At 34.9% G+C, this 12,660-nt stretch carries 13 protein-coding genes and 1 other RNA gene; 9 read left to right on the top strand and 5 right to left on the bottom strand.

Annotated features, from left to right (window positions below; translation table 11 throughout):
• Window positions 1–15: 15 nt before the first annotated feature.
• Together M4I44_RS19585 and M4I44_RS19580 are read left to right on the top strand one after the other, a co-directional pair.
• Window positions 16–576: a Crp/Fnr family transcriptional regulator gene (locus tag M4I44_RS19585; protein ID WP_249965835.1), complete on the top strand. Its 561-nt coding sequence runs from the start codon at window positions 16–18 to the stop codon at window positions 574–576.
• Window positions 577–637: 61 nt separating this feature from the next.
• Complete coding sequence (locus M4I44_RS19580; RefSeq protein WP_249965834.1) at window positions 638–1,219, top strand: NAD(P)H-dependent oxidoreductase; 582 nt, start codon at window positions 638–640, stop codon at window positions 1,217–1,219.
• 4 nt (window positions 1,220–1,223) lie between these two features.
• Here M4I44_RS19580 and M4I44_RS19575 read toward each other — a convergent pair whose 3' ends face one another.
• Window positions 1,224–1,568, bottom strand: coding sequence for a DNA polymerase III (locus tag M4I44_RS19575; protein WP_081603534.1), 345 nt, complete (start codon window positions 1,566–1,568; stop codon window positions 1,224–1,226).
• A gap of 287 nt (window positions 1,569–1,855) precedes the next feature.
• The gene (gene dnaX / locus M4I44_RS19570) at window positions 1,856–2,941 is read right to left on the bottom strand and encodes a DNA polymerase III subunit gamma/tau (protein WP_070908854.1); all 1,086 of its coding nucleotides are present in this window, start codon (window positions 2,939–2,941) and stop codon (window positions 1,856–1,858) included.
• 257 nt (window positions 2,942–3,198) lie between these two features.
• Here dnaX and M4I44_RS19565 point away from each other — a divergent pair, with 257 nt between their 5' ends.
• The gene (locus M4I44_RS19565; RefSeq protein WP_249965833.1) at window positions 3,199–3,594 is read left to right on the top strand and encodes an NIPSNAP family protein; all 396 of its coding nucleotides are present in this window, start codon (window positions 3,199–3,201) and stop codon (window positions 3,592–3,594) included.
• A gap of 100 nt (window positions 3,595–3,694) precedes the next feature.
• Window positions 3,695–4,144 (top strand): nuclear transport factor 2 family protein, encoded by a 450-nt coding sequence (locus M4I44_RS19560; protein ID WP_249965832.1) that lies wholly within the window; start codon window positions 3,695–3,697, stop codon window positions 4,142–4,144.
• Between the two features lie 119 nt (window positions 4,145–4,263).
• Here the strand turns inward: M4I44_RS19560 and M4I44_RS19555 are convergent, their stop codons facing one another.
• The gene (locus tag M4I44_RS19555; protein WP_026110008.1) at window positions 4,264–4,557 is read right to left on the bottom strand and encodes a hypothetical protein; all 294 of its coding nucleotides are present in this window, start codon (window positions 4,555–4,557) and stop codon (window positions 4,264–4,266) included.
• A gap of 124 nt (window positions 4,558–4,681) precedes the next feature.
• Here M4I44_RS19555 and rnpB point away from each other — a divergent pair.
• From rnpB to M4I44_RS19535, 4 genes are all read left to right on the top strand, one after another.
• Window positions 4,682–4,999, top strand: an RNA gene (gene rnpB / locus M4I44_RS19550) — RNase P RNA component class A.
• Window positions 5,000–5,030: 31 nt separating this feature from the next.
• Window positions 5,031–6,281 carry a cation:dicarboxylate symporter family transporter gene (locus M4I44_RS19545; RefSeq protein WP_249965831.1) on the top strand — a complete coding sequence of 417 codons (1,251 nt, stop codon included), beginning with the start codon at window positions 5,031–5,033 and terminating at the stop codon, window positions 6,279–6,281.
• A gap of 106 nt (window positions 6,282–6,387) precedes the next feature.
• Entirely contained in the window at window positions 6,388–7,305 is a 918-nt protein-coding gene (locus M4I44_RS19540; RefSeq protein WP_249965830.1) for a ketopantoate reductase family protein, read from the top strand.
• A 136-nt stretch (window positions 7,306–7,441) separates the two neighbouring features.
• Window positions 7,442–7,987, top strand: a complete 546-nt coding sequence (locus M4I44_RS19535; RefSeq protein WP_249965829.1) for a DUF3575 domain-containing protein — start codon at window positions 7,442–7,444, stop codon at window positions 7,985–7,987.
• A gap of 30 nt (window positions 7,988–8,017) precedes the next feature.
• Here the strand turns inward: M4I44_RS19535 and M4I44_RS19530 are convergent, their stop codons facing one another.
• A complete protein-coding gene (locus M4I44_RS19530; RefSeq protein ID WP_089076999.1) occupies window positions 8,018–8,707 on the bottom strand; it encodes a response regulator transcription factor in 690 nt (229 codons plus the stop codon).
• A gap of 10 nt (window positions 8,708–8,717) precedes the next feature.
• Window positions 8,718–10,076, bottom strand: a complete 1,359-nt coding sequence (locus M4I44_RS19525; protein WP_249965828.1) for a sensor histidine kinase KdpD — start codon at window positions 10,074–10,076, stop codon at window positions 8,718–8,720.
• Between the two features lie 388 nt (window positions 10,077–10,464).
• Between M4I44_RS19525 and M4I44_RS19520 the strand changes: the two genes are divergently transcribed.
• Entirely contained in the window at window positions 10,465–12,579 is a 2,115-nt protein-coding gene (locus tag M4I44_RS19520) for a TonB-dependent receptor domain-containing protein (protein WP_017496662.1), read from the top strand.
• Window positions 12,580–12,660 lie beyond the last annotated feature (81 nt).

The raw sequence follows: 12,660 nt of genomic DNA, 5'->3' as shown, positions 1-12,660 counted from the left end.
TATTTTGAGTTTATAATGAAATCAGTTTTTCAATCCATTAAGAATTTACCGCAGGAAATATTAGATCAGTTGGATGATTTAATTACAGTCCGAAAACTTAAAAAAGGTGATTTTTTATTGAGAGAAGATCAGGTTTGCTGTGAAATTGTATTAATCAAAAAAGGAATTTTAAGATCCTTCTTTTTCAGTCATCAAGGCAATGAGATTACCAATTGTTTTGCTTTTGAAAACGAATTTATGGGATCCTTTTCGAGTTTTATTACACAAAAAGTCGCCGAAGAAAATATTCAGGCACTCACCGATACTGAAATTGAAGTTATCAGTAAAGATGGGATAGAGAAACTATATCAATCCAGTATTTATTGGCAGGAAGTAGGTCGTAAAATTGCAGAAATGGAGTATGTGGCGTTGCAAAAAAGAATGATTTCTTTTCAAAAATTATCAGGGACTCAGCGTTATGAAGAACTTTATCAAAATCATAAAAATTACATTCAACTGATTCCGCTTCAATATCTGGCCTCTTATCTGGGGGTTACTCCAAGACATCTAAGTCGAATTCGCAAAGCAATTTTATAGGACATTTGTCCGGTTCCCAAGAGAGGTTTCTACATTATTTTTGTTTCAAACAAATAGACAAATGGAGAAAAATATTCTTATCATCAACGGCCATCCAAACTCATCCAGTTTTAATTTTGCGATTGCAGAATCTTATCTTAAAGGGGCAATCGCTTCGAAAGCCACAGTGGATACAATTACAATTGCAGAGTTGGATTTCAATCCGAATTTGCAATTTGGCTATCAAAAACGTACCGAGCTGGAACCTGATCTTCTGGCATCCTGGGAGAAGATTAAGAAGGCAGACCATTTAGTTTGGATTCATCCGGTTTGGTGGGGCGGTTTGCCGGCAATTACGAAAGGATTTATTGATCGTTTGTTTTTACCGGGTATGGCGTTTCAATATCGGGAAAATTCAGTTTGGTGGGACAAATTATTAAAAGAAAAAACCGCGCATATTATAACCACTTTGGACCAACCCGGCTGGTATTACAGGTTATTCTATGGAAGACCAAGTGTCAATCAGCTTAAAAAAGCTACGCTCGAATTCTGTGGTATCAAGCCGGTAAAAGTAAGTTATATCGGAATTATAAAAACTGCCGATGAAGTGCAAAGAAAAAAATGGCTTCAAAAAGTATACAACTGGGGATTGCTTACTAAGTAGGAAGTTAAGACGGTAGATCTAATCCAAATGTGGAACGTAAAAGTTCGATGTTTGGATTGATTTCCAGGAAGCGATTGTATCGGTCCTGATCGTTAAGACTGCGTTTAATTTGGATAGTTTCATTAACATGAGCCTCAATGGTAATATCATGATTGTGCAAATGACCTTTTAAATGCCCTAAAAGCCCATACATCTGACCTTCAAAATCCAGTTTAGAGCCTTCGTTGGGTAATTCAAAAGTGATTACTGTTCCGTTTAATTTAGGGTCATTGATCAACAATAAAGACTGCATGATTTTATGACCTTTATCCCCCAAACGCTGAGCATATTTGTTCCATTGTAGCAACATTTCCGTCTCTGTAAATTCTTCCGTAGGCAGTACAGTAGTTGTTTTTACAACAGTTTTAGTGTTGGCTTCCAGTTCTTTTTTCTTGCGAATACTGGATAAAGAAAAGGCAGAAACCTTGGGTTCTGTACTTGTTTCAGGTTGAGGAGCTGCAGGAGCTTCTGTTTTTGGTGCTGAAGTTGTTCCTTCATTTTGTGAAGTTACAGTTTCAGGTGTTTGAACAGTTTCTGTTTTTGGAGTTTTAACTTCTACTATAGAATATCCTCCATTTTTATAATAAGTAGGGGGGATTATGAATTGCTCAACTTTTTTTTTTCTCCATCAAAATTGATAGAGGCCAATTGCATCAAACACAGTTCAACCAAAAGACGTTGGTTTTGACTTAGTTTGTATTTTAAATCGCAGTCGTTAGCAATGTCAATGCCTTTTAGTAGAAAATCCTGTGAACATTTTTGCGCCTGAACACCATACATTTGCTGCGCCTGTTCGCCTACTTCAAGTAAAGCGATTGTTGCAGGAGTTTTACTTACCAGTAAATCTCTGAAATGCGATGCCAGTCCGGCAATAAAATGATGTCCATCGAAACCTTTTGCAAGGATATCGTTGTACGCCAGTAAAAGATCCGGAATTTTATTTTCTAAAAGTAAATCGGTAATGCTAATGTACGTTTCATAGTCTAAAACGTTTAGGTTTTCGGTTACCGCCTGACGTGTTAAATTAGTTCCGCAATACGAAACCACACGGTCAAAAATTGATAAAGCATCACGCATTGCGCCATCGGCCTTTTGAGCAATAATGTGCAAGGCATCGTCTTCAAAATTGATTCCCTGACTTGCAGCAACGTCAGCTAAATGTTCTTTAGCATCTTTTACTGTAATTCTTTTGAAATCAAAAATCTGACAACGAGATAAAATCGTTGGAATAATTTTGTGTTTCTCTGTCGTGGCAAGAATGAAAATAGCATGTTTTGGCGGTTCTTCCAATGTTTTAAGAAAAGCATTAAAAGCGGCCGAAGACAACATGTGGACCTCGTCAATAATATACACTTTATATTGTCCGGTTTGCGGTGGGATTCGAACCTGATCAATCAGATTACGAATATCATCCACAGAGTTGTTCGAAGCAGCATCTAACTCAAAAACGTTAAAAGCAAAATCTTCATTTGGATCATCATATCCGGGCTGATTTATTTTTCGTGCCAGGATACGTGCACAGGTTGTTTTTCCAACACCACGCGGTCCGGTGAATAAAAGAGCAGAAGCAAGGTGATTACTGTCAATAGCATTCAACAAAGTGTTGGTAATGGCTTTCTGTCCCACTACATCTTTAAATGTTTGTGGACGATATTTACGCGCCGATACTACAAATTGTTCCATATTCTATTTTATTCGTTAGCAAATATAGGGTATAATTTAGTGATTTAAAAATTTAAAAATTCAAAGATTTTTAAGTGTTTGAGTTACTGTAGGTTTTGTTGGCGGTGTTTTTTCGCGTCAATTAGAGGAGGTGTTTTTGATCTTCAGATTGGATTGTTTATTTGTAAAGAAAAAGGACTAATTTTAGGAACGATAAAATACCGTAATAATCTGTTTTGATTTGAATCTGACTTTGGAAATTAATTGGAATTTAAAATATGAAACTACATTTTTTGATTGTAATAGCATTGATAACCTTTACTGCAAAAGGACAAAATAAAACTACGGACCCTATTTATCAGCTTCGTGTTTATGAAATTTTTGAGTCCAATAAAAATCAGTTCCATGAACGTTTTCGCGATCACGCCATGCGTATCATGAAGAAGTATAATTTTAAGATCACCTCTATCTGGGAATCCAAATCGGACAAAAAAACAGAGTTTGTTTATTTTCTGGAATGGCCGGACGAAACTACTATGAAAAAAGCCTGGGAAGGTTTTAAAAGTGATCAGGAATGGATCGCGATTAAAAAAGAATTTACAGCAAAATATGGTGATGTAGTGGGGAATATTGAAGACCGGATTTTGACAAAGACGGACTATTCCCCAAAATGATTGTCCTACTTTTTTTAAGTTGCTTTTGCTTAAAGATATTCGAAACGTGCGTCTCGTTGGTAAATTTAGCCGCAATCTCATTTTAACTCCTTAATTTTTTATGAAAAACTATTTATTGGTAATTGCATTTGCATTTTTTTCGTCTGCTCTTCAGGCACAAACCGCTCAGGATACACTTGATATTAAACGTGTTGCTTTAGCTTACATCGAGGCGCAACACAATCCAAATCCGAAATTGATGGAAAGTGCTTTGCATCCCAGATTGGTAAAACGATCTGTCTTTAGAAGTAAAGCCGCTCAGAAAGATTATATTTCAGAATACTTTGCAGAGAATATGGTTATCCTTGCGGAAACGTATAATGCGAAAGGAGATAAGTTTCCAAAAAATCCAAGAAAGGAAGTGAAATTACTGGATATCTCGGCACGTACAGCGTCTGTTAAATTGATTGCTGATGCCTGGATCGATTATATGCACGTTGTAAAAACCAATGGAGAATGGAAAATCATAAATGTGCTTTGGCAGTACAATGATGTGTCGCAGCATGAATGATAGAATCTTTTAAAAATAGTAGCCCAAAAAGAGATTTCCGTAAGAAACCGTGTAAAGAAACCAGAACGTCTTTGACCAGCTGCTCACGGAAATCCTTTGGCAGGAATAGCTCTCGAAAATTACCTTCCCTTAATACTTAAATCAGATAAAAACTTTACCGTTTCCTGATCGGAATCGGCAGAGAAACCTGCGACGTAAACCCCTTTTTTACCTGAGATTGATTTAATTCCGTATACAACTGCCTCATCGCCGGGGTCTGAATTCCCTTCGTATCGATACACATGAACAATTTCAAATTTTTCAGGATTCTTTTTTATCAGGTCTGAGTTTAAGTTAAAATCAAACGTAAATCCTTTTTCATTCAATTGATCTAAAGCTTTTGAAACAGTTGCGTAGTGATACATTCTAGTCATGATAATTGAATTTTAAAATTATGGATTTTAAAGATAACTAATTTAAAATTAAATTGTTATGAAAATGGAGCGAAAATCTAAAATTTAAAATCATTATTCTTAGTAGATAAAGTGTTACTTTTGCCCCGCAGACCGCCTTATCGTCGTTCCGATTCATCGGAAGGGAGGAAAGTCCGGACACCACAGAGAAGCATAGCGGGTAACACCCGTCGGCGTTAGCAATAGCGCAAGGACAAGTGCAACAGAAAGTATGTACAGGTAATGCTGTAGTGAAACCAGGTAAACTCTATGCGGTGAAATACCAAGTATATCAGCATTTAAGGGCTTCTCGTCCGTTGTTGAAGGGTAGGTAGCTTGAGTTCCGCAGTAATGCGGAATCTAGATAAATGATAAGGCCCTGATTTATCGGGGACAGAATCCGGCTTATAGGTCTGCATTTTTTATATATTTGTGAAACTCTCTAATCTACCTTCATGAATATAACTACTCCAAAACATTCGAATCAACCCAAAAAAAGTACTTTTAGGCTTATAGTTACGAATCTTACTTTTTGGGTTCTTATTGCCATTATTGCCGGAATTTTGCTCGGTCATTTTTCGCCCGCAAATGGTGTGAAAATGGAAATACTGGGGGCTAAATTTATTGCATTGATCAAACTCTTTATAGGTCCGATTATATTTTTGACAATCGTTCTGGGAATTTCCGGAATGGGAAATCTGAAAAAAGTGGGCCGAATTGGAATTAAAGCGCTTGGTTATTTTGAAGTGGTTTCGACTGTAGCTTTGGCTATTGGCGTGGCGGTAGCCTATTTTTTTAAACCCGGTAAAATCGACAAATCCAGTTTGACTTTAGGAGATGCCAGTCAATATACAACGCATGCTGCGGAGCATTTCTCATGGCTGCAGTTTTTCTTGTCCAATTTTACACTCCAAGTTTTACTGGCGGCTATTGTTTGTGGTATTGCATTGAATTTTTATAAAAAAAGAGAACAGACGATTTTGGTTTTAGAACGTTTTTCTAATGTGGTTTTCCTGGGATTAAAATATGTGATGTATCTCGCTCCTGTTGGTGCTTTTGGTGGTATGGCTTACACAATCGGGAAATTTGGTTTGCAAACACTTATTCCGCTTGGGAAATTGATGTTGTGTGTGTATTTGACCATGGCCCTTTTTGTTTTTCTGATTTTGGGAAGCATTCTGAGATATTATAAAATCAGGATTCTCTCTGTTTTGAAATATATTAAGGAAGAGCTTTTACTGGTACTCGGGACTTCCTCTTCTGAGGCAGCTTTACCGAGTATTATGGTAAAACTGGAACAAATGGGATGCAGTAAATCGGTTGTGGGATTGGTGATTCCTACGGGTTATTCTTTTAATTTGGATGGGACTTCAATTTATTTGTCGATGTCGGTGATATTTCTAGCGCAATTGTATGATGTGCATTTGAGTTTCTTTGAGATTTTAAGTGTTATCGGAATTTTGATGATTACCTCAAAAGGCGCTGCCGGAGTAACCGGAAGCGGATTTATTGTGCTGGCTTCGACTTTAACGGCTCTACATAAAATTCCGGTTGAAGGTTTGGCTTTTTTACTGGGAGTCGATAAGTTTATGAGCGAAGCGAGAGCGATTACCAATTTGATAGGGAATACAGTGGCAACGATTATCATTTCGAAAACAGAACGTGATTTTACAGAGTTGAATTTGAACCCTATTATAGAGGAATAGTATTGTGAGGAGTGAGATGTGAGATGTGAGATGTGCAACCTGAAACCTGAAACTTGGAATTTGGGATTTGAAGTTTGAAACTTAGAATTTGTTAAATTGAATTTTTATGAAAAGAATTGGAATTTTAGGACTTGGTGGAGTAGGTGGTTATTTCGGCGGACTTTTGGCGAAAGCTTATTATAAATCTGATGAAGTCGAAGTAATTTTTATTGCTCGTGGCGCCACACAAAAAGCTATTGCTGATAGCAGATTGAAAATTGTAACCGATGAATCAGAAATGATTGTGCATCCAAAACTGGTTTCAAATAATCCGGAGGAAATAGGTGAACTGGATTATTTAATTTGTGCTACCAAAACCTATGACATTGAGGAAAGTTTGCTTTCGCTTCAAAGTTGTATTGTGGCTAGAACGGTTATTCTTCCATTGTATAATGGAGTCGATGCTCCGGAACGCATTCAGAAAATATTTCCTCAGAACGATATTCTGCAAGGCTGTGTTTATATCATTTCGATGATTATTTTACCCGGAACCATCCGAAAAATGGGTTTTTATGAAAAGCTGTTTTTTGGTTCTAAGACAGTTTCTTCTTCAAAATTAGAAGAATTACAAGGAATTTTTCAGCAGGCCAGAATTGAAAGTTATTGGGTAGAAAACATTGAAGAAACAGTATGGGAGAAGTTTATTTTTATTTCGGCATTGGCCTCGGCGACTTCCTATCTTAATTTGCATATTGGCGAAATTATTGACAGCCCGGAGGCGATGGCAGTTTATGTAGAACTTGTACAGGAAATTGATGCAGTTGCTAAAGCGAAAGGATTGCAGCTGCCGGACGATATTGTAAACCAGACTATAGGTAAGTTAGAAAAATCACCGCGTGAAGCTACATCATCGATGCACAGAGATCTGCTGGCAGGTAAGAACACCGAAGCCCTTTCACTTACTAAGTTTGTGTTGAATGAAGGGGTTAAATATGACGTAAAAACGCCGCTATACGAAAAAATATCTAACGTATTACTGCCATAGACCTTGTTGTTTATAGTACTGGCTTAGTTGTTAATGAGTTAGAATTTGATTTAATTGTAGGAAAATATTTTCTTTTTATTGGTTTGATTCTATGGTTTTTATGCTACTTTTGGCAAAATTAATTTAAAAGCCAAAAATGAAGAAAAATTATTTGCTCTTATTGTTATCCGTTTTTATTGTCAATGTGATTCAGGCACAAGATGAAGTACCGTCAGTAGAAAAAAATCAATTCAAAATAAACATGCTATTTCCGGGATTCGTTTATGAGCACGGTTTTACGGCTAAAAACACGCTTTATTCAGAAATCAGCTTAGGAGTTGGTTATAGTTATAACAGTTTCTATAACGAGTCAAACGTCTATTTTTTCCCGTTAATCAGTGAGCAATTTCGCCATTATTACAATTTAGAAAAGAGAGCTAAAAAAGGAAAGAGTACAGCTCATAACTCGGCTAATTTTTTCGCTTTAAATGCTCAGTATAATTTTCAATCGATTTCTACTAACGAAAGATATAGAGAATGTGCATCGTCAACAACCATTGCGCTGCTTTGGGGATTGCAACGAACCTACAAACGAAAATTCAATCTGGAGTTTAATGTAGGACCCGGAATAAATATTGATCAATACAATACAGAGTTTGTTCCGGTAGCTAATTTTACATTAGGTTGGGTTATTGGAAAATAAGAACAAAAAAATAGAAAAACCTTGGCTTGGTCAAGGTTTTTCTATTTTAAATTCCAATCCAATATTTCGGGTGCTTTCAATGCTGATTTTCGGATCGGAATTAAAGTATTTTCTAAGTCTGCTAATGAAAACATCCATGCTTCGGCCTGAGAAATAATCATCCTTTTTCCAGACCGACATTAAAATTTGGTCCCTCTTTAATAACTGGTTGTGATTCAGATATAAATACTCAATAAGAGAAGCTTCCATTTCTGTAAGCTGCTGGACATGATTTTTGTTATTTAGGGTTAGTCTTTCGTTATCAAAAATATAAGAACCAATTTCGATTATATTGTTTCCATCCAGACTCCTTTTTTGTTCGATTCTTTTTAGAATATTCTGCAAACGCAGAATGAGTTCGTCTACTTCAAAAGGTTTTATAATATAATCGTCCGCACCTAATTTTAATCCGATGATTTTATCTTCTTTTAACTTTCGTGCAGTTAGAAAAATAAATGGAATCTCAGGGTTGATTGTAATTATTTTTTCGGCCAGTGAAAATCCGTCTAATTTTGGCATCATGACATCCAAAATACAAATATCAAAAGTCTGATTTGAAAAATAGTCTAAAGCTATTTCTCCATTTTCTGCCCAGATGACTTCGAATTGATGCAATTCTAAGTATTGTTTTAAAATTGCGGCAAAATCAAAATCGTCCTCGGCTAAAAGTAATTTTTTCAAAATAAGGGAATTAAACTTTTAATAAAATAGTAAACTGAGTTCCTTTTCCAAGATCACTCACTACGCTAACAGAGCCCTGATGCGCTTTTATAATTTGATCAACATAATACAATCCTAAACCTAAGCCTTTTGTATTGTGAAGATTTCCTTGTTCTACGCGATAGAATTTTTCAAAAAGAAGAGATTGTTTGCTCTTTTCAATTCCAATTCCGTCATCTTCAACACTAATCGAAAATTGATTTTGATTCAGTTTTGTTTTTAATGTAATGGAGTTCGAACCATATTTTACCGCATTTTCCAGAACATTCAGAAGAGCAGTAGTCAAATAGAATTTATCCAGAAGCAAGTTTGTTTTCTGTGTCTGAAAATTGGTTTTAATGTCGATTTTAGGATAGGTGATTTTAAAATCATTAACGATCGTCAATAGAAAATTTTCGGTTTCGATATTTTCTTTTTGCAATTCGATGCCGTTTTCTGCCAGCGAATTGGCCATAACCTGATCAATCAAATTCTGTAAACGATTGTTTTGACGTGAAATTGTATTGACGATCGCATTAAAGTTCTCGTCATTATCCCGAATGTCTTTTCGCTCTAATATTTTGGTCGAAATACCTAAAGTCGTCAAAGGAGTTTTAAGTTCGTGAGTAATATTATTGATGAAATCGGTTTTAACATCGTTGGCCTTCTTTTGTTTGATTAATGCTTTTATGGCAATAAAAAAAAGAGTTATTAGAGTTGCTATAGAAAGTAAAGATAAAATGAGAACGAAAGTCATTCGTTTTAAAATGATCATTTCCCAGTCAATTACAGAAACATACATCGAATCCTCAGTCAATAATTTGTAATTCTTATTTTCAAAAGTTCCGTTGGTTGTTCCAACATAATTCCGAACTAAAAAGGCATGGTTTAATGAGATCAGATTTCCATATAGTTTGTTTTGGATAAAAGGTTTTTCAGAGAAAATGGTGTCTGCTTTTGCGGGATTTTGGTACAGAACAAATTTATTAAGGACAATCGCAAAATTTATTTTTAACTCGGGTAAATCTCTTTTAAACTTGCTCTGAATTTTTTGTGTCAAAGCGTCGCTATATTCATTTTCTAAAATATACTTTTTGATCTCAAACTTGTTGTTTTTTCCCTCAATGTAATTTTCGGATAATTGCTGGAAAAGTGCTTCTTTTTTGGCGACTATTACCGAGTCTATGTCACTATAATCATTAGAGATCCCAGCAATTTTATTTTTAATTTCAGTGTGAAACTGCGCCACTTTATAATCGTAGGTTGTTTTTACCAAATAACATTGCACTGTTGATAAAACAATCAGAGCGATAACAGAAAAAGCTATTAGTAAATTGATTCTTTGTTTCATGAGTTGTTTTTATTGCCACACTGATACGACAGATTAAACTGGTTTACACGGGTTTGTTTTGTTTAAACGTATGTAATTTTAACACATAGAAATATAGTTTTGTTTGCCTAAAAAAAATACGTTTCGCTTATTTAAATACGCATCGTTTATGTGAAAGAAAGATATTTCTTTTTTGCCTCCTTTACGTATGTATCTATGTGTTTCATAATTTTTTAATGACTGCAATGTGATTTATTAAACGGGTATAAATCTCGGGGCCATTCTCTATTCAAAAATAATCCTTTTGTCAGACAATAATCACATTAACGCCGCATTAACCTTCAATTAACTTTCGCAATTCTTTTTTAGAAGCATTTTTGCAGGACTATAAACTAAAATCAAACCCAAAATGAACATTAACTTGCTGGTTAAACTTTTTTTAATTCTCTTTTTGTTCTTATTTTCTTTAGCGGGATATGCACAAAGCGAGACCCCAAAAGACAGTCTTTCGAATACGCTAAATGAAGTTGTGATTGCTCAGAATAAAAAGACTTTTATCAATACAAACGGAAATGTAAAAGTTGATGTTGCCAATTCTATTTATAACGTTATTCCTAATACAGTCGATTTGCTGGCAAAGTTACCAACTGTTCAAATCAGTTCAGATAGAGAAAGTATCTCTGTTGTGGGCAGAGGGAATCCTTTAATTTATATCGACAATCAAAAAGTAGGAATGAGTGATTTGAATGCTTTGGCTGTAGCCGATATTAAAACGATCGAAATTATTCAGAACCCATCTTCTAAATATGAGGCCGAAGGACGTGCTGTAATTTTGATTACAAGGAAATTTAGTAAAAAAGACCGTTTTAAAACGGAGATTTCTGAGGTTGCTTCTTTTAAAAAAAAGTACAATAATTATCTCGGATTTAATACCAGTTTTAAAAAGAACAAGCTGGAATGGAAGGCTAATTTTAATTACAATCAGCTACAACCTTGGGAAAATCACAGTATTGATTACCAAATTCCCGAAGCCGAAATTGTTTCTAAATATGATGTGGAGGCTTATTCTAAAAAAAGGCAGTTTGTTTTTGGTGGCAGTTTGTTTTATAAGATAAATGAAGATGATTATTTTTCGTTTAGTGTTAACAGTAAGCTTCAGAAAGATATTTTTCCTATTCATACCATAACTTATAATAAGAATAAAGAGATAGAAAATAACGTGTTAACCTACAGTGATAATGATACCCGAAAGAATTTTGTAAACTCTTTTTTGAATTATAATAAAAAAATAAAAGCTATTGATGCACAGGTTTTTACTGGCTTGCAGTGGTCTAATTTTGATCAGGCATTGTGGAGTAATGTTAAGAATAAGTACAACGAAACTCAATTTGAATGGGCACAGCTTCGTGATCAAAAATTTAAGGTGAATGTCTTTTCGGGTAGAATTGATGCTGAAAAGAAGTTTGAAAATGAGATGAAATTTGAAATTGGAGGATTGTATTCTTCTGCTGGTTCCAAATCAGATTTTGATTTGTTACATTATGAAAATGACGAAAGGGAGTTTAGTCATTATGATTTTAAAGAGCAAAATTTAGCAGGTTACAGTCAATTTTCGGGAAAAATTAAAGAAGTAGAATTCTCCGTTGGAGTAAGGGTTGAGAATACAAAGGTAGACGGGAAATTTAAAGCAGATTTGACACCTCTAATCCGTAAAAATTACACTAATTTTTTCCCTAAAGTACAGCTTTCATTTCCGATAGACAGCTTAAAGAGTGTTAGTGTTAATTATGCCAAAAGTATCTCGAGACCTAATTATTCTTCTTTAAGTCAGGGAACAACCTATATCAATCCGTACTTTTTATATGCCAGAAATATTAATTTAGATCCCACGATTGTCAATGAGATTTCGTCTACATTTCAATATCATGATAAATCGGTGAAGCTAACGTATTATCAAAATACAAACCCTGTTTATAATAGTTTTTTCTTTAATAAGGAACTCAATATCATGACTTTTAAAGATGTGAATTTTGAGAAAGAGTCCGCCTTGATTCTTGATTTTGAATTGCCTTTCACTTATAGATTCTGGACTACTACAAACTCTTTGGTTTTTGTTTCAGAGAAAATTGAAGACTCTTCGGCCGTATTCAGGTCTTCAAAACCTTATTTTTATTATTACTCCAATAACGAATTTAGACTTCCAAAAGATTATGTATTAGTGGTTGGTTTCAGGACAATTGCAAAGCAGTACAAAGGAGTTTTTGAAAGAAATGCAAGAACGGTCGTAGATGTGGCTGTTTCTAAAACGTTCTTTAAAAATTGGAGCTGTGCTCTAAGTTTTAATAATGTGTTTAAAAGTATAACAGAAGCGGAAGTTTTTACCATTAACAATATCAGTTCAAAATCAAGATATTTGATTGATGAACATGAGATTTCAGTTTCTGTAAAGTATTCTTTTGGAAAAGTAAAGGAATCCGAATTCAAAGGAAAAAGGATGGAGGAGAACTCAGATCGTATAAGATAAAACAGAGTTGTGAAATTGTCTTTCTGAGCGAAGTTTTAAACTTAAAATGTTCTGACTTCGCTCGATATGACAGTATTGGCA

Origin of the sequence: Flavobacterium sp. B183 (assembly GCF_023539155.1) — a bacterium.
Taxonomy (GTDB): Bacteria; Bacteroidota; Bacteroidia; order Flavobacteriales; family Flavobacteriaceae; genus Flavobacterium; species Flavobacterium tructae.
The sequence above is the reverse complement of the archived record's forward strand: the minus strand, read 5'-3'. Positions and strand labels throughout refer to the sequence as shown.